Annotated in this window: 17 protein-coding genes; 11 read left to right on the top strand and 6 right to left on the bottom strand. The window is 41.8% G+C overall.

Annotated elements, in window-relative coordinates:
- Positions 1–81 precede the first annotated feature (81 nt).
- The 3 genes from fur to K370_RS10850 all read left to right on the top strand — a co-directional run bounded on the left by fur (position 82) and on the right by K370_RS10850 (position 2,830).
- Positions 82–507, top strand: a complete 426-nt coding sequence (gene fur / locus K370_RS10860; protein WP_047541494.1) for a ferric iron uptake transcriptional regulator — start codon at positions 82–84, stop codon at positions 505–507.
- Between the two features lie 125 nt (positions 508–632).
- Positions 633–2,192 (top strand): M48 family metalloprotease, encoded by a 1,560-nt coding sequence (locus K370_RS10855; protein WP_047541492.1) that lies wholly within the window; start codon positions 633–635, stop codon positions 2,190–2,192.
- 116 nt (positions 2,193–2,308) lie between these two features.
- Complete coding sequence (locus K370_RS10850; RefSeq protein WP_047541490.1) at positions 2,309–2,830, top strand: SHOCT domain-containing protein; 522 nt, start codon at positions 2,309–2,311, stop codon at positions 2,828–2,830.
- Between the two features lie 15 nt (positions 2,831–2,845).
- Here the strand turns inward: K370_RS10850 and recN are convergent, their stop codons facing one another.
- Positions 2,846–4,495 (bottom strand): DNA repair protein RecN, encoded by a 1,650-nt coding sequence (gene recN / locus K370_RS10845; protein WP_047541489.1) that lies wholly within the window; start codon positions 4,493–4,495, stop codon positions 2,846–2,848.
- Between the two features lie 141 nt (positions 4,496–4,636).
- Positions 4,637–5,506 carry an NAD(+) kinase gene (locus K370_RS10840; protein ID WP_047541487.1) on the bottom strand — a complete coding sequence of 290 codons (870 nt, stop codon included), beginning with the start codon at positions 5,504–5,506 and terminating at the stop codon, positions 4,637–4,639.
- A 174-nt stretch (positions 5,507–5,680) separates the two neighbouring features.
- Between K370_RS10840 and hrcA the strand changes: the two genes are divergently transcribed.
- The 8 genes from hrcA (at position 5,681) to K370_RS10800 (ending at position 14,863) form a co-directional block, all read left to right on the top strand.
- Complete coding sequence (gene hrcA / locus K370_RS10835) at positions 5,681–6,691, top strand: heat-inducible transcriptional repressor HrcA (protein WP_047541485.1); 1,011 nt, start codon at positions 5,681–5,683, stop codon at positions 6,689–6,691.
- Between the two features lie 99 nt (positions 6,692–6,790).
- Positions 6,791–7,909 carry a ferrochelatase gene (gene hemH, locus K370_RS10830; RefSeq protein ID WP_047541989.1) on the top strand — a complete coding sequence of 373 codons (1,119 nt, stop codon included), beginning with the start codon at positions 6,791–6,793 and terminating at the stop codon, positions 7,907–7,909.
- A 37-nt stretch (positions 7,910–7,946) separates the two neighbouring features.
- Complete coding sequence (rfaD, locus tag K370_RS10825) at positions 7,947–8,939, top strand: ADP-glyceromanno-heptose 6-epimerase (protein WP_047541483.1); 993 nt, start codon at positions 7,947–7,949, stop codon at positions 8,937–8,939.
- The gene (locus K370_RS10820) at positions 8,939–9,499 is read left to right on the top strand and encodes a D-sedoheptulose 7-phosphate isomerase (protein ID WP_047541481.1); all 561 of its coding nucleotides are present in this window, start codon (positions 8,939–8,941) and stop codon (positions 9,497–9,499) included. The genes rfaD and K370_RS10820 overlap by 1 nt, the downstream gene beginning before the upstream one ends.
- Before the next feature lie 21 nt (positions 9,500–9,520).
- Complete coding sequence (gene hldE, locus K370_RS10815; RefSeq protein ID WP_047541479.1) at positions 9,521–11,005, top strand: bifunctional D-glycero-beta-D-manno-heptose-7-phosphate kinase/D-glycero-beta-D-manno-heptose 1-phosphate adenylyltransferase HldE; 1,485 nt, start codon at positions 9,521–9,523, stop codon at positions 11,003–11,005.
- Between the two features lie 19 nt (positions 11,006–11,024).
- Positions 11,025–12,056 carry a lipopolysaccharide heptosyltransferase II gene (gene waaF, locus K370_RS10810; RefSeq protein WP_047541477.1) on the top strand — a complete coding sequence of 344 codons (1,032 nt, stop codon included), beginning with the start codon at positions 11,025–11,027 and terminating at the stop codon, positions 12,054–12,056.
- A 68-nt stretch (positions 12,057–12,124) separates the two neighbouring features.
- A complete protein-coding gene (locus K370_RS10805) occupies positions 12,125–13,282 on the top strand; it encodes an O-antigen ligase family protein (protein ID WP_160255843.1) in 1,158 nt (385 codons plus the stop codon).
- A gap of 48 nt (positions 13,283–13,330) precedes the next feature.
- Positions 13,331–14,863: a sulfatase-like hydrolase/transferase gene (locus tag K370_RS10800; RefSeq protein WP_052185243.1), complete on the top strand. Its 1,533-nt coding sequence runs from the start codon at positions 13,331–13,333 to the stop codon at positions 14,861–14,863.
- A 16-nt stretch (positions 14,864–14,879) separates the two neighbouring features.
- On the opposite strand, the gene K370_RS10795 is transcribed toward K370_RS10800, so the two are convergent.
- The 4 genes from K370_RS10795 to eda all read right to left on the bottom strand — a co-directional run bounded on the left by K370_RS10795 (position 14,880) and on the right by eda (position 18,156).
- Positions 14,880–16,022, bottom strand: coding sequence for a glycosyltransferase (locus K370_RS10795; protein ID WP_047541473.1), 1,143 nt, complete (start codon positions 16,020–16,022; stop codon positions 14,880–14,882).
- A 7-nt stretch (positions 16,023–16,029) separates the two neighbouring features.
- Positions 16,030–16,725, bottom strand: a complete 696-nt coding sequence (locus K370_RS10790) for a hypothetical protein (protein ID WP_152603147.1) — start codon at positions 16,723–16,725, stop codon at positions 16,030–16,032.
- A complete protein-coding gene (locus K370_RS10785) occupies positions 16,725–17,378 on the bottom strand; it encodes an HAD family hydrolase (protein ID WP_047541985.1) in 654 nt (217 codons plus the stop codon). Before K370_RS10785 ends, K370_RS10790 begins: the two co-directional genes overlap by 1 nt.
- A gap of 151 nt (positions 17,379–17,529) precedes the next feature.
- Positions 17,530–18,156, bottom strand: a complete 627-nt coding sequence (gene eda, locus K370_RS10780) for a bifunctional 4-hydroxy-2-oxoglutarate aldolase/2-dehydro-3-deoxy-phosphogluconate aldolase (protein WP_047541983.1) — start codon at positions 18,154–18,156, stop codon at positions 17,530–17,532.
- Positions 18,157–18,209: the final 53 nt, after the last annotated feature.

The following is an 18,209-nucleotide window of genomic DNA, read 5'->3' as shown; positions in this document are numbered from 1 at the left end:
TACTGAATTGGCGTTAATATACCACGATGGCTAACAGCCTAAAACTACAAATTAACATCCTATTATTATTGAGTACCTATCATGCATGATCAAAACAATTTAAAAAACGCTGGATTAAAAGCCACCCTGCCACGTTTAAAAATTTTGGAGTTGTTTGAAAACAGCAAAGAACGCCATTTATCGGCAGAAGATGTATACAAAATTTTAATTACCACGGGTGAAGATGTTGGCTTGGCAACGGTTTATCGCGTACTAACGCAATTTGAAGAGGCCGGCTTGCTATCACGCCATCATTTTGAAAGCGGAAAAGCGGTATTTGAGATAAATGAAGGCACGCACCATGACCATATCGTCTGTGTTAAATGTGGTCGCGTAGAAGAATTTTACGACGAAGAGATTGAAAAACGCCAGCAAAAGGCGGCCGAATCTCGCGGCTTCAAAATGCAAGAACATTCCCTGATGATTTATGGCATTTGCACAGACCAACCTTGCGGCAAGAAAAAATAAATAACCAAAAAACAGTAAAAAATAAGCGTAGCAAAATAAATAGCCATCTCGTCAGCCCTGTTTGATGCCAAAACGTTGAATTTACCTTGCCTGCTTTAAATAACTTCGCATTGGGGGAGTCAATCATGTCTAAACACTTTTCTGCGCTACTGATTACAGTCGCTATTGGTTTAAGCCTTTCTGCCTGCGGTACAAACCCTGTCACAAAAAAAACAGAGTTTCAGTTTGTATCTGAAGACAAAGAAATCGCCATTGGTAAAGAAAATTACTCCCCTGCCCGCCAATCGCAAGGCGGTGATTACATTATTGACCCCGAATTAACCGCCTATGTGCAAGATATTGGAAAACGCCTCGGTGCGGTTTCTGACCGGCCAGAATTACCTTATGAATTTGTAGTATTGAACGATTCGGTGCCAAATGCCTGGGCGATGCCAGGTGGGAAAATCGCGTTTAATCGTGGCTTATTGTATGAGTTAAATAGCGAAGCTGAATTAGCTGCTGTGATGGGCCATGAGATTGTACATGCCGCCGCGCGCCACGGTGCAAAAGGCATGGAACGCGGCATTCTATTGCAAGGTGCCATGATTGCAGTGGGTATTGGTGCGCAAAACAGTAATTACGGCAACTTAATTGTCGGCGCATCACAGCTTGGCGCACAATTAACCACTAGCAAATACGGTCGCGATGCAGAATCAGAATCTGATTACTACGGCATGCTGTATATGAAAAAAGCCGGTTACGACCCAGCCGCCGCAGTCACTTTACAGGAAACGTTTGTACGCCTGAGCGCAGACAAAAAAAGTGATTTTATTACTGGACTATTTGCCAGCCATCCGCCCTCACCAGAGCGTGTAGCCGCCAATAAAGCAACGCTTGCCAAAATCGGCGCAGGTGGCAACTGGGGCAAAGAGTTGTATGCACAAAAAGTAAAAAAATTAAAGTCGACCGAAGCCGCCTACAAAGCTTATGACGATGGCGTAAAAGCGCTAGCCAAAAAGGACACCGTTACCGCAACCAAACTGGCAAAACAAGCCATTGCAGGTGAGCCGCGCGAAGCACGATTTCAAGAATTATTAGGCGATATCGCTTTAACCGATAAAAAATCGCAAGAAGCAATTGGCTATTATGAAAAAGCCATCAAAATGCAACCGGATTATTTCAAACCGCATATTCAAACGGGCATTGCCTTATTTAACTTAGGTAAAAAAACCGAAGCCGAACCTTACTTAAAACGTGCAAATGAATTACTGCCCACCGCGCCAGGTTATGCGCTAATGGGGCAAATTGCCGAAAGTCGCGGCCAAACCGATTTAGCCTTACAAAACTACCAAATGGCGGCCAGCTCCAACTCTGATATTGGTAAAGAGGCCGCTGAGCGTGCTATGCGCATTGACTTACCGCGCAACCCAGCCAAATACATACAATCTGGCGTGCAAGCAGATAACGCAGGTAATCTATACGCGATTGTGCAAAATGGCACTTCTGTGCCAATCGGCCGAGTGCAAGTACGCGTAGTGAAATACGACGCACAAACAGGCCGCGCCATTGGACAAAGCAGGCCGATGATGATTAATGGCGTTGCAGCAGGAAAACGTAATCAAGTTGCAGTTGGTGAGCGGGTTAGAACAGCGCAAGAAGTACAGCTTTATAAGGTGGTAGTTGAAGCGGCAGAATTGGCGAAATAAAATAATTAACCAGTTGATTTAAAAATGATTAAATAAACAACTGTTAATTTAACAATCTATCCAAATTAAGTTTGTATTTGGGGCCGACTTCGCGTTAAGTAACTAGGAAGCAAGTCGTGACAAATGAAAATATTAATAATGAGCTGGCTGCCCTTGAAAAAGATATTGGTCAACTTGAGCAAAGAATTACTCTAGCAAAGTCATCAATTCAAGAATGTGTTGATGCAAACTCTGCATTGTCTTTAAGTGCTGCCGAGGCAAGAGCAAAAAATCAAGGCTCTGGGCGTGGATTGCTTGGTGCATTTTTGGGTTCCAAATATCGTGGCGTTATGCGCTCAGCTGCGGCGGCATCTAATGCTTCTATATCCAAAGAAGTTGCGCAAAAGCGCAGCAAAATAGCAGAATTAAAATTGGAAAGGCAGTCACATTTAAAGCATCTTCAAGAACAGCTGAAACAACTCAAGTCTGAATTAAAGCAAAAAGTTTCAAAGAGTAAATCCAACGAAAATTTAGAGTCTAAAAATAAGGCAAGTTCCTCGCTAGACTTGCTAATGAAGTTGAAAAAGGCTCACGAATCGGGTCTGCTCACAGATTCAGAATTTGAAGAAAAAAGGAAAAAGTTGGTTTCTGTGCTATAAAACTTAACAAAGCAGTCAAACATTCAGCATCTCTTTTGCATGAATACGCGTGGTTTCAGTTATATTCAAACCACCTAACATACGCGCGATCTCTTCTACACGCTCCGCTACACTTAACGCTTGAATATGGCTTAAAGTTGCACCATTACTTTGAGTTTTGCTTACCTGTAAGTGTTGTGTGGCTTGTGATGCGACTTGCGGCAGATGCGTAATGACTAATACTTGCCGTTCTGCACCTAATTGTTTGAGCAATTGCCCGACCACTTCTGCCACGCCGCCGCCGATGCCTACATCCACCTCATCAAAAATCATGCATGGCACGCTGCCCTGACTTGCGGTTGTTACATGCAGTGCCAAGCTGATGCGTGACAATTCGCCGCCTGATGCGACTTTGTTTAATGGTCGCGGCTCAACACCTGCATGGCCTGCTACCAGAAACTCTATTGTTTCCAAGCCATTAACTGACGGCTCGCATGCAGTTAATGCCACATCAAATTTGCCGCCGCTTAATGATAGGCGTTGCATTTCCGCACTGATTTTTTGGCTTAATATTTTGGCGGCATCTTGGCGTTTTTGGCTTAATTGCTTGGCTAAATCTTGGTATATTTTTAGCGCCTCCGCCTCTTGTTTCGCTAACGCGCCATCGTTGGCAAATCCTTCTAACTCCGCCATGCGCACCTGGCATACCACTAGCAAATCAGGCAACTCTTCTGGTTTGCTGCGATATTTGCGCGAAATGTTGTGTACTGCTTGAATATGGTTTTCGACTTCAATCAGTCTTGCAGGGTCTAGCTCTGCTTTTTGTAAGTAGCGGTTTAAAGCACGGCTGGCTTCTTCCAGTTGTATCAGTGCAGAATCCACACCATCTGCCGCTTCTTTTAATTGCCCATCAAACTCCACCAATGCGGTTAATTTCTGCTGCACCTGGGCCAGCATTGCACTCGCATTCATATCGTTTTCATCTAGTAGCGCGATACATGTCTCCAAACCTGTTAACAAGCTGGCGCCATTAGCCAAACGATGATGTTCCAATTGCGTTTCTTGCCAATCTTCCAGCGAAAAATTAAGCTGTTGCAATTCGCGTGTTTGGTCGCGCAATTCTGCCAATTCATCTGCATAAGCGGCTGCATTTTTTTCAGCATCGATGCGCTGGCTATTCAATTGCGCCCAGGTTTTATATTGTTTCGCGACTTGGTTGGCTAATGTTGAACTGCCAGCAAAGTCATCCAGAATTTGCCGTTGCGTAGATGGTTTAAGTAAAGAGTGGTGGGCATTTTGGCTATAAATATCCACCAAAAACTCGCCTAACTCTTTCATCTGATTAACGGTTGCTGAGGCACCATTAATAAATCCGCGACTACGCCCATCGGCATAAATCACGCGCCGTAACATCAGCGCATCATCCGCTTCAATCTCATTTTCACTTAACCAGTTTTTTGCAGCAACATTTTGGTCAATCGAAAAAGTCGCACTAATGTCAGCTTTATCTGTACCTGCACGCGCAATCAAACCATCATTTCGCGCACCCAAAGCCAGCGATAACGCATCGATTAAAATGGATTTACCTGCACCGGTTTCGCCAGTGAGCGTGGTAAAGCCGTTTTCAAACTCTAAATCGAGAGAGTCGACAATAATGAAATCACGAATGGAAAGTACTTGTAGCATAGGTTTAATAGCTCATTAAAACTTTATAAAATGCATATTCATTGGAAGAATTTGCAAGCACAAGGCGACAAGGCGCAGACAGTACACATAGTACGGCAAGCTGCAGTTAACACAGTGATTGCAAATTGTTGCATTGAATAACTAGCCCCAGTTGAGTTTGTTGCGCAACATATCAAAATAACAGTACTCGCTCGGATGCAGCAGCTTCACTTCCTTTTCTGCACGCTGAATTAAAATCTTGTCACCGCTTTCTAACATTAATTGAAACTGACCATCATAGCTCACCTGTCCGTCATCGCTTTGTACTAATGTGATCTGAATCAAGCTGGAGCTATTGACTGCAATTGGCCGATTGCTTAGCGTATGCGGGCTAACAGGTACAATCGCAATAGCTTCTAAACTCGGGTGTAAGATTGGGCCGCCTGCGCTTAAGGCGTAAGCGGTAGTACCGGTTGGCGTACTTAAAATCAAACCGTCTGCACGCTGCTTGTGAACAAATTGACCATTAATCTCAACCGCCATCTCGATTAAACGCAAACCACCTTTAATTACCACGTCGTTAAACGCCAGGCCTTGATGCAAAGTTTTACCGCCACGCAAAATTTTGGCATTAATCAGCATGCGCGATTCAATTTGGTAGCGATTGGATAAAATCTTGTCGACCGACCGCAGCATATCCTCTGCGCGTAAATCAGTTAAAAAACCAAAGCGGCCGCGGTTAATGCCTACAAGCGGAATATTGTTATCAATGAGGCTTCTGGCGACACTTAGCATAGTGCCATCGCCGCCCATCACAATGGCTAAATCCACTTTGCTGCCAATTTTTGCCAGCGATGCGGTTTTAAAACCAGACAACTCAGCATGTTGTGCCGTATTATCCTCTATCCAAACTTCGATTTTTTTTGCTCTTAAATGTCGCGCTAAATCTGCTAAATCTGCCTGCATTTGCTGCAAGGCATGTTGATTCATGTATTTGCCAATAATGGCGATAGATTTGAATGGTTGAGTCATCTCACTATTAAATCATAGATTAGGATATTTGAAAAAGTGAGCGTATGAAAATAGGCAGAATCTGAACCTACGTGAATAGCGCTAGCTTTTAAATCACTGCTTAAAACTGAAGATTCAAACATGACTTAAGCGATATAATAACCGTTAATTAACGATTTATTAAGCTGATTCAACTTGGACAAACGCGCACAAATCTTATTAAAAACCTTGGTAGAACATTACATTAGTGATGGTCAGCCAATCGGCTCGCGCACCTTGCTACAACACAGCGGACTTGATGTCAGCCCCGCCACGATTCGCAATGTGATGTCCGATTTGGAGCAATTAGGTTTTATCGCTAGCCCACACACTTCCGCTGGGCGCATTCCCACGCAAAAAGGTTATCGCCTTTTTGTTGACTCATTATTAACCGTTCAGCCACTTGAGAACCAAGCCATTCAACAAATGAAACAAGGCTTAAACTCGCCTAACCAAAATGAGCTAATTAACAATGCAGCAGATATGCTGTCGCAGCTCACTCAATTTGCAGGCGTGGTGATGATTCCCAAGCGTCAGCGCGTTGCGTTTAAGCATCTGGAGTTCTTACCGCTGAGCGATAAGCGCATTTTAGTGATTATTGTGACCAGCGATGGCAATGTGCAAAACCGCATTATTCTAGCCGAAAAACCTTATTCGGCCAGCGAGTTAACACATGCCAGCAACTATTTTAATGCTAACTTTTCAGGGCAAACCTTTACAGAGGTACAACAGAAGTTGCACCTTGAACTTAAACAGATGCAAACCGATATCAGCACGTTGATGACGGCCGCGTTAGAAGCCAGCAGCAAAACGGCCGACAATGATGGCGTGGTGATTGCGGGGGAACGCAATTTACTGCAAGTCGACGAGCTATCTACAAACGTGAATAGTCTGCGCAAATTATTTGAGATATTTGAGCGTCGTACTTCGTTAATGCAACTGCTAGATAATAGCCAGCACGCAGAAGGCATCCAGATTTTTATCGGTGGCGAAAGCGGTTATCTGCCATTGGACGAATGCAGCATGATTACCGCGCCTTATGAAGCAGATGGTCAGGTGGTCGGTACTCTTGGTGTCATAGGCCCCACCAGAATGGCTTATGAGCGGGTGATTCCGATTGTGGACGTGACCTCAAAACTGCTTTCTAATGCGCTGTCTAACTCTTAGACGTCATGATAAACACGTAAGCTTCATTCTGCGTCAGCTTAATTCTCCACTATGCTTTGTTAATAGCTATTGGCAAGCGATTACACTAAAATTACCGATATGGCCTATTACAATCCCGAACCACCCTTTTCACACGGCGACCAACTTAAAGTTGGCATATTAATCGCCAATCTAGGTACGCCAGATGCGCCAACTGCAAAAGCTTTGCGACCTTATCTGCGGCAGTTCTTAAGCGACACGCGCGTAGTGGAAATTCCACGTGCCATTTGGTGGTTTATTTTAAACGGCATTATTTTGCTTATTCGTCCCAAAAAATCAGCTGCTAAATATGCGCAAGTATGGACAAACGAAGGCTCGCCTTTGCTGGTACATGCGCAAAAACAAACTCAATTATTACGCGGATTTTTAGCACAGAAAATCAAATCGCCATTTGCGATTGAGTTGGGCATGCGCTACGGCAACCCAAGTATGCAATCTGCGATTGAAAAACTCAAAACCCAGCATTGCGACCGTATTTTGGTATTTCCGCTGTATCCACAATACGCCGCCAGCAGCACCGCATCTTCTTTTGATTCAGTTTGGCGCGTACTGCTTAAAATGCGCAATATGCCCGGCATACGCACCATTCGCAGCTATCACGACCATCCTGCTTATATTGCCGCGTTGGCAAAAAGCGTACAAGCGCATTGGCAAATCAACGGTAAGCCGAGCAAGTTGGTCATGAGTTTTCATGGTGTTCCAAAAGTGCATTTGAGCAAGGGTGACCCTTACCATTGCGCTTGCCAGAAAACCGGGCGCTTATTGGCGGAAGCATTGGATTTGGGTAAGGATGATTATGTCATCGCTTTTCAATCGCGCTTTGGTAAGCAGGAATGGCTAAAGCCTTACTTGGCAGCAACCCTGGAAGATTTAGGCAAGAAAAAAACCAAACGCATCGATGTCATTTGCCCCGGCTTTAGCAGTGACTGCCTGGAAACTTTAGAAGAAATCGCCATGGAAGGTAAAGAAATATTCACCCACGCTGGCGGCGGTGAATATCATTACATTCCTGCGCTCAATGAAAATGAGGATTGGATACACGCGATGACAGAGATTGCGCTGGAAAACCTGCAAGGCTGGGTGACTACTGATTCCTTTGGCAATTGGGATAACGCACAGGCGAAAAAAGAGGCAGAAATGTCTAAATTAAGAGCCCAAGCTTTGGGTGCTAAACAATAAGCGTTATACTCTACTTTTTAGTGAGTAAACTGCACCTATGATAGTAATTACAGGCGGCGCGGGGATGATTGGTTCAATCATCGCATGGCACCTTAATACCAAACTTAACCGTGATGATTTAGTCATTGTTGACAATCTCGCGCACGAATCGCAATGGCAAAACCTAGTTAAACGCCAATATGCGCAATATCTGCAAAAAGATCAATTAATGGAATGGCTGCAAGATAGAAATGATATCGACGCGGTCATACATATGGGTGCCATTAGCGCAACGACTGAGCGTGATTTCAGTAAGCTGGTTGCCGACAATATTCACTACAGCCAAAATTTATGGACTTGGTGCGCAGCAAAAAAAGTGCCTTTCTTTTACGCTAGTTCTGCTGCTACTTATGGTGATGGCGCCGCTGGTTATAACGACGCGAGTATTGAAAATCTGCGCCCGCTTAATGGCTACGGTTATTCAAAACATTTTTTTGATCAATGGGCATTACGCCAAGTAGCCAACAACCTCCCACAGCCACCCGCATGGGCAGGTTTTAAGTTTTTTAATGTGTATGGTCCTAACGAATACCATAAAGAACGCATGGCAAGCGTGGCTTTTCACACGTTTAATCAAGTACAGGCCACTGGTGGCATGAAGCTATTTAAAAGCAACAAAGCCAATATAGATGATGGTATGCAAATGCGTGATTTTGTCTATGTGAAAGACTGCGCCAATATTATCGCGCACTTTTTAAACGAAGCAGTGATTGCAAAAAAACCAGCCTCCAATGGCATATATAACATTGGCACAGGAAAAGCACGCAGCTTTAAGGATTTAGCCACTGCCGTGATGCAAAGCATGGGCAAAACACCGCAAATCGATTACATTGCCATGCCAGAAGATTTGCAAGGTAAATACCAATACTTTACTGAAGCCACTATGTCTAAATTGCGCGCTACGGGCTATTCTGCGCCATTCACCAGCCTTGAAGACGGGGTGAAAGACTATGTTCAGAACTATCTATTAAGTGAGGACAAATACTGCTAATGGATTACATTAACTATCTAAGAGGTGAACATGCCGCCCACATGGCAATGTTTAACGCGCTTGAACCGCTTTTCCCATTGATTAGCGCGGTCGGTATTAAGATGCAAGATTGCATTAAATCTGGTGGAAAAATCTTAATTATGGGCAACGGCGGTAGCGCGGCAGATAGTCAGCATATCGCGGCAGAAATTGTCGGGCGCTTTAAAAAAGAACGCAAAGGTATGCCTGCAATCGCACTCACAACCGACACATCCATTCTCACCTCCGTAGGCAATGATTATGGTTACGATTATATTTTTGCACGCCAAGTTGAAGCGCTTTGCCGCCCGGAAGATTTAGTCATTGGCATTACCACCAGCGGCAATAGTGCCAATGTTGTGCGCGCTATGGAAGCGGCCAAAGAAATTGGCGCAACAACAGTCGGCTTAACCGGCGGTAACGGCGGAAAACTGAATGCGATTTGCGAATTTAATTTAGTGATGCCATCCTCAGTCACCGCGCGTATTCAGGAAGCGCATATCTTTGTTGGTCATTCTCTATGTGAAATTCTAGAGTCTTAAGGTCTTGATATTGAGCTTTTTATGTCGCAACATTTAACTGATCCACTGCTATCCGCCGTTAAACAATTCGGTAGCATTCATCTCGACTCCAATAAACACCATGCGCTAATTATCGGCGATGTCATGCTGGATCGCTATTTAATTGGCTCTGTTGGTCGCATTTCACCAGAAGCGCCTGTGCCTATCGTGCTGTTGAATCAGCAAAATGAACGTGCTGGCGGCGCGGCTAACGTAGCCGCGAACTTATCACTGCTCGGCATCAAAACGCATATTATCGGTTGCGTCGGCGACGATAGCGAAGGTGCAACGTTGATACGTTTATTAAAACAAATGAACGTGGATGTAAATGGCATTTACACCTCGGTTAACCGCCCTACTATTGCCAAAACTCGTGTTTTAAGCGGCCATCAACAGATGTTACGACTGGATCAGGAAAGCAATGCAAGCTTTAATGCTGCTGAAAATACAGACCTAACGGCTGTGATTCAACAGCAATTAGCGTTGAAACCCAGCGTGGTTGTTTTGTCAGATTATGCAAAAGGCTTGCTAAGCGAAAAAACCTGCCAAGCGATTATTATGCAATGCAAAACGTCCAATATTCCAGTATTAGTTGACCCAAAAGGACGCGATTACAGCAAATATAATGGTGCTACCGCACTCACTCCCAACAAAAAAGAAACCGCAGAAGCGTGTAATAGTACGACTGATGACGCCGATTTAATCAGCAAAGCCACGACACTTAAAGAACAATTAGATTTAGATTTTCTGGCCGTCACGCGTGGTGAAGAAGGCATTACACTCATTGACGAGGCAACTCATCATTTACCCGCTACCGCCAAGCAAGTATTTGATGTTTCAGGCGCTGGTGACACCGTGATTGCCACATTAGCCGCAGGCCTAATGCACAACCTTTCGGTGCTGCAAAGCTTGCAACTGGCGAATATTGCAGCAGCTGTGGTTGTGGGGAAAGTCGGCACCGTGCCTATTTCGCAAGCAGATTTAATAGAAGCGCTTGCCAGCCAGCAAAGCAGCGAACAAGCACATAAAATTTGCGATATCAGCCAATTAAAAGCTAAAGTAAGCGCGTGGAAAAAAGACAAGCAAAGCATCGTATTTACCAACGGCTGCTTTGATTTACTACATGCAGGACATGTCACCTATTTAGAGGCCGCAAAAAAACGTGGCGATAAATTGATTTTAGGCTTAAACACCGATCGCTCCGTAAGCGCCATCAAAGGACCAACACGCCCAGTTGTTTCAGAAAATGACCGTGCCCGTGTATTGGCCGCGCTGGAAAGCGTAGATGCGGTCGTCTTGTTTGATGAAGACACCCCGCTTAATTTGATTAACGCCATTCAGCCGAACATTATCGCCAAAGGCAGCGATTACACTGCAGACCAAGTAGTCGGTGGCAAAGAAGTGCTTTCCTGGGGCGGTGAAATTGCGCTTATCGATTTAGTAGAAGGCAGAAGCACCAGTAACATCATCAAAAAAATGAATAGCTAAGCTAGTCATTCATTCGCAAATGTCTGCCCCAAAAAAACCTGAGAAAATACTAGTACTAGGCCCAGCTTGGGTAGGCGATATGGTCTTAGCCCAAAGCTTGTTTAAAACACTTAAAGCTAATCGGCCAAATTGCATCATTGACGTTGCCGCACCGGCATGGACATTACCTCTGCTAGAGCGTATGCCAGAAGTCAGCGGGAAAATAGCCTTACCATTTAAGCATGGCGAATTGGCTTTTTGGCAACGAATAACATTTGGCAGGAGCTTGAAGCAAGCCGGTTACACCCAAGCAATCATCCTCACCAACTCATTTAAATCTGCACTACTGCCTTGGGCTGCTGGCATTAAAAAACGCACCAGTTTTTTAGGCGAGATGCGTTATGGCTTGATTAATGATATTCGCCCACTAGATAAAACGACTTTGAAGAAAACCGTTGAGCGCTTTGTGTTTTTGGGTTTAAACGCGAACGAAGCTTTACCAAAAAATATTCCAAATCCGCAATTGATCACCGACGCGCAAACCGCTTTTGTAACACTGGCTAAACTTGGCATTCAATCAAGTCAAGATAAAATACTGGGCTTATGCCCGGGTGCAGAATACGGCGAAGCCAAACGCTGGCCAACGGAATATTATGCAGAAGTGGCTAATGATGCGATTAAAAAGGGCTGGCAAGTGTGGCTATTTGGTTCAGATAAAGACATTCCAGTCACCAATCAGATTAATCAGTTAACACAAAATCGCTGTGTAGACTTTGGCGGCAAAACAAAATTAGGCGAAGCGATTGATTTAATGTCGTTATGCGACACCGTTGTCAGCAATGATTCTGGCTTGATGCACGTGGCAGCGGCTTTAGATAAAAAGCTGGTTGCCATTTTTGGCTCATCCAACCCGTACCACACACCACCGATGAGTGAAAAAGCAGTGATTGAATATTTGAGCTTATCATGCAGCCCTTGCTTTCAAAGAACGTGTAAATTCTCAGATGATAGCAAAAAACTTGCCTGCTTAATCAAAATAAATCCAACCAATATCATTAGGCAATTAAAATGACCCTGTGCTTTTCAACTCTTTTCAGTCATCATAGAAGAAATATTCTACTCGGATTTATTTTTACAATCTTGGCAGTCATCGTATTTGCATTAATGTTCAAATTTGAAGATGTCAGCAATCGATTATTAAAAATAAATTTTTACATATCACTGATTTTTTTGGCTTGGCAACTTTCAGAAAGAAACTTTGTTTTTATTAAGTCAGCCGCTAAACTTTCACTAATTCCTATTGTTTTTTTAACACTAAATTACCTTGCCACTGGTGAATTTCGCTTTAAAAATTATGCGAGGAACATACTTTACGCTTACGGCTTATTAATCTCTTTAATGATATTAGCGGAATTTAAAATACCGCAGATTAAAAACATCACTAAAAAACTAAGTGCATTTATACTTTTTGTTTACGTTATAGTGCAAATTATTACCATCTACTTTCAAATTGGCCCTTATCAAGGCATTTATGGCACAACAAGCAATCCACATTTCTTAGCGCTCTACAGTGCAATTGGCTTTTGTGTAGCACTTTATTACTTTTTCAGTTCAAGCGCTCAATATCGTTATATCTATCTATTAATCAGCATTCCTTTATCTGCAATTATTCTTTACACATCATCCAGACCAGTATGGATTGGCTTACTGATAAGTTTATTTTTTATATTTACTTATTTTAATAAGCAAAACTGGATTAAATTTATCGTGATTTTTATTGCGATACAGGCGCTTTTGGTAAGCTTCAATATTTTCAACTACTCTTCCAGGTTCAAAGAGCTAGCACAAAACATCACCACAGAAGAACGTGTAACTATTTGGCAAGACACATGGCAATTACAAAAAACTGTTGCACCAAAGAATTGGATAGTTGGAAATGGGCTGAAAAGTTTTTATGAAGACTTCAAAAAAGTCTCAAGATATCATCACATTCAAGACTTCAGATCGCCGCATAATCTTATTCTAGAAATGCTATACATATCAGGGCTAATTGGTTTAGTACTAACGCTTTATATGTATTATCTTTTATATCAAAAATTACTTAGTATGAGAAAAAACTATACTGCTTATCGCGACCTATCAACGCTGAATCTAGTGATACTCACTATTCTCATCGTACTGAATGGATTAAACTTTCCATTTTTTAGTAGCACGAATATTTACCCATTAACATTTATCCTAGGTTTTTTATACTTCATAAGAAAAGATTTACTCACACCATTGCATACTGATCATTAGAATCATCAAACTTACAATCATCAGACTCATTTCGTTCAGGTTTAACTCATGCTTTATCGCTTATCTCAAATAAAATTTATTCCAATAATCACTAAATTTGTTGTTTATTTTCTCGCATTCTTTATATTTTGTTTTGTTATCTGGTTGCGTCAAGAGTTTGGTGAGGTTTCAATTGACCAAATTTTATATCATCTAGAGTTTGGCAGCGAAGGCCTACTTACGGCGGACCAATCGATTATCAGAACTTTTTACAACAAAAGTCTTTTACTACCACTAATTCTCACGATTATTGCAATGCTTTTTAATGCAGACTGTTTTAACACAATCAAAAAACTATATACCACGATAAAAGTAAGCCTTGTGCAATTATTATCTCAGCACAAGTTGAGTAAAAAACTGATTTTTTTGCCTAAGCAATATTATTTATTAACAACTGCTTTCGTATATGCTCTATTTCACTTTTCAGCATTTTCTTATTTTGTTGACTCCATGTCGCCAAATAGCTTAGATTTTTATGCTCAATATTATAAAGCGCCTTCGCAAACAAAGATAATTGCTAATAAACCTAAGAACCTAGTATTGATATATGTAGAATCATTGGAGTCCACTTACGATAACAAAAAAATATTTAATGAAGACCTGCTTAAAAATATATCGGCCCACACATTAGGAGGAGTTAGCTTTTTAAAGCAACGCCAAATCACTGGTACTAGCTGGACAATGGCTGGCATTGTTTCTACACAATGCGGCATTCCACTTCGACCTGTATTTGGTGGCGGAGATCGTCGAAAAAATAGTGCTACTGAACTCACCAGCCAATTTTTACCAAATATAGACTGTCTAGGGGATATTTTAAAAAAACACGATTACACCAATGTTTTTATTGGGGGCGCAGCTCTTTCATTTGCTGGGAAAGGCAAATTCTTCTCTGATCATGGCTATGATGAAATCTGGGGACGAGATGAACTCTCCAAAATATTAGATCCTAAATTGCCTCAAAATCATTGGGGAGTTTTTGATGATGATTTACTCAATTATGCTAAGCATAAAATTGACTTATTAGAGCAAAAAGGCTCCCTCTACAATGTGACCTTACTTACCTTAGACACACATATGCCTGATGGTAGCTACTCCAAAACATGTACAGCCAGCGGCGCAATAGAGTTTAAAGATATTGTAAGATGTACTTCCACTTTGCTGGCTGATCTTGTCCATTATATGGATAAAAAAGGCTACCTAGAAAATACTACTGTTGTCATTATGGGCGATCATCTTGTAATGACCAACCCAGTGACAAAAAAACTACAGAAAGCAAACGAACGCTTTGTATTTAATAATTACATCATAAAAAATACCAAACTTATTAAAAACAGAGATGAAATCACACATGTAGATCATCTACCTACAATATTAGATAGCATTAACTTAACGGTTGAAGGTGGGAAAATCGGCTTGGGTATTTCTGGCTTTAGTCAGCTAGCAATCCCCGATAATAAAGCGAGATTTGAGTTACTGAATAAATACGCTACTAAATCATCTGCACAATATTTAGAGTTCTGGCAACCTCAGGTTGGAAAATAATGAATTTTATATAGTCTTAATTGGATATGCACTGCTTAACAAAAGGTAAGCACCAAAAATAACCTTTTGCAGCTTCATCTGAAAAGTAACGATTTAATTCAATTTGCATATTTGAGTCTTGCCAGCTCTGTTTTTGATGATGGTTTTGCACATCTACTTGATACGTATTGACTAACTGTGTCGCCAACTCATCTGAGTTTCCTAGCGAAAACAATTGCCCTATATTCTTCACTACCTCGGCCCCGCCACCGCAATCACTACAAATAATAGGTAGTTCTGCAACCATGGCCTCTAACAATACCATTCCAAACGGCTCATGATCTGATGTTAATGCAAACACATCAAACGCTTTAAAATAGCGTTTCGCATCAGGGAGATTACCTGTAAAAATCACATTGGATTCCAACTTAAGATTAGCCACTAATCGTTTTAAACTTTCCTCTAAAGGACCCTTACCGACAATCACTAACAAGCTATTCTTTGGCAATTGCAACAGCGACTTTTCAAAACCACGAATCAGTGTGGCATGGTCCTTGTCATGATGCAACCTACCCACGCTACCTACTATCCATGCGGATTGTGGTAAATTCAGTGCTTTTCTAGCTTCAGTTTTGGATAACATAGAAAGCTGTGTCGTAAATACATCGATACGATTATAGAGCGTCTGAATTTTCTCAGCCTCCCATCCCCTTAAATCGCGCCTCAAGTCATTGCGCACACTATTAGAAACGCCCAACATGAGTAAACGCGATTTAAAAAAGTTGACAATGATTCTTCTTGACCAACTGCTGTAATCATTGTAGTTGTGGTGCACGCTAATTACCGGTAAATTAGTAGCCAATAACGCTACGTAGGTCGGCTTTACACGATGTGCGATACAAAATTTAAATGTGTAACTTTGATTGAGTTGTTTAATTTTGTGAATAGCGCCTAACTTTAAGCCCCTTACTTGGCTACTTTTATAGCCTAAAAAAACGACTTTATCTGATGCACTACCTTGCTCAGTTCCCACATTGGCTTCGCCCGTTAAATAAACGGTCAGCACTTTGTAGGGTGAGTCTTTAAATAAAACTGCGTATTGCCTAGCGCAGTCTAAAAACGGTGGGTAGTAACTATGACAGATTTGTATCACCCATTGCTGAGTCTGGTTTTGCATCATATATCTTCTAAAAAACAATCAGCTTCTTATTAGCCTGTTCAATTTTATCTTTACACCAAGGGCTACATAAACTGTGCTTGAAATAATGCTTCTGTAGCGATTGCCAAAACTCTGCACCCAGCATTTCAATCTCATCTGTATAACGGCAAAGGCGCTTAAAACTTCTAACACGGGTATTACATAATAGTGGCCAAGGATAAATGCTCATGTCTGATATATCAATAAGACCCACTTCACCTTGCGGTGTAATCACTACATTACCAGTGTGTAAGGAATGAAAATGTACACCTTTTAAATGTAGCGTAGCTATAAACGTACCAAGTTTTTGTGCTAAATATTCGATGTCGACACCGCCTTTATGCACGTATTCCTTTAACGTCATGCCAACAAGGGGCGAATATAAAACAGCAGCATGTCGATTATCTTTGAAGTAAAATAACTTTTTAACCTCTACTGTCGGAATATTTATACTTTTTAATCGCCGTGCATTTCGGCAAAAGCGTCTTGCATGCGTATATAACTGAGTGCCGCTCAATAAGTGTCTAACTCTAAAAACTTTTAACATGTCACCATTTGGTAATTCGATTACTTTTATGCCACGCTCATCCTGTTCAATAACTTTACCCTGCATGCACATATCATCAAACATTACTTTTGATAACGGTTGGCTCTTAAAATAAAATTGCTGGAAATAAAGAAACATTAATACAGTGACCTTATATTGGGTTCTACACAAATGTGGTTTTCACGACAGAAATCCTGCCAGTCAGGCACCTCTGTCCAATCACTGACAAAAATAAAATCCAGTCCTGCATTTGTGGATGCCTCATGATCGTATTTGCTGTCACCAATAAATAATGCGGGCAGCTGCAAATTACCGCTGGCTTTTTCACGCGCCAGAACTGCATCTTTATTATCTGGGCTGCCAAACAAGCCGCCGTCAAATAAATCGGCAAGCTTACGTTTGGCAAATAAGTCGCGAATTTCTTGTTGATCGCCACCAGAAAGTATCATCCATTTAATACCTGCTGTGGCATCACGTAACTCTTGCAAGCCATCGGCAATGGTGCAATGCATTAAACCTTCTTCTAACTCGCGGCTAAACTCATCCAATAAAACTTGAATTGCTTCGTCTGTGACAGCTTGCTTTAATACTTCGCGCAAATACCAATCAAACTTGTGATAACGCGAAATACCACCTAATTTAACGTGATAATCTACCAGCGCTTGTGCTTGCTCATCTGTTGCACCTAAATTTTTAGCGGTGCGAAAGTAAGCTTCAGTTTTCACAACATTCGAATCCAGAATCACGCCATCACAATCGAACACGATTGCTTTATATTTTTTTAAATCCAAGGTTTTAGTTAACGAGTGCAAAAAACTTCCTCACTTCAATTTCAAAATCAATCAACTCAGGCTTAATAAAACTTAAGCTCGATAAAATCTACGCTCAATAAAAAAGGGTTTGTGTTAAAACACAAACCCTAATTTTAACGCAACCATTCACTTATGCAGGTTTAATTGCACTAGCCTCTTTAGCTAATTTGGTAATATGCGCCCAGTCTTTACGCGCAACTGCATCTGCTGGCGTTAACCATGTACCGCCACAAACCACCACATTAGGCAAGCTTAGAAACTGTGGTGCAGAATCAACTGTAACACCGCCAGTTGGACAAAATTTCACATCGCCAAAAGGACCAGCAAAACCTTTTAACAAGTTAACACCGCCCACTGCAACTGCTGGGAATAGTTTTAAGAAAAAATAATCATCTGCGTTAGCTGTCATGATTTCTGAACCAGTTGAAACGCCTGGCAATAATGGCAAACCAATTTTGCGCGAAAATTGACCTAATTCTGTTGTGTAGCCTGGGCTAACCGCAAATTTACAGCCTGCATCTAATGAGGCCTGCGCATCTTTTAAGTTACGCACAGTGCCTGAACCTAAAATTGCATCTGGTACGTGTTTCGCAATCTGTTCCATCGCTTGCAGTGCGCAAGATGAACGCAATGTCACTTCCAATACGCGAATACCACCCGCCAGCAAAGCTTCTGCCATTGGTACGGCATCTTCTACTTTGTTAATCACGATAACGGGGATTACTGGACCTTCTTTTGCTAAATCTAATGTATTAATCATATTGTTACCTAGTTAAAAAAATGAATATTTAAACTTTAAAATGGATTCCC

The sequence above is a fragment of the Methylotenera versatilis 7 genome (assembly GCF_000799165.1).
Lineage (GTDB): Bacteria > Pseudomonadota > Gammaproteobacteria > Burkholderiales > Methylophilaceae > Methylotenera_A > Methylotenera_A versatilis_A.
Note: the sequence above shows the minus strand (reverse complement) of the source record. Positions and strands in the feature narration are given on the sequence as shown.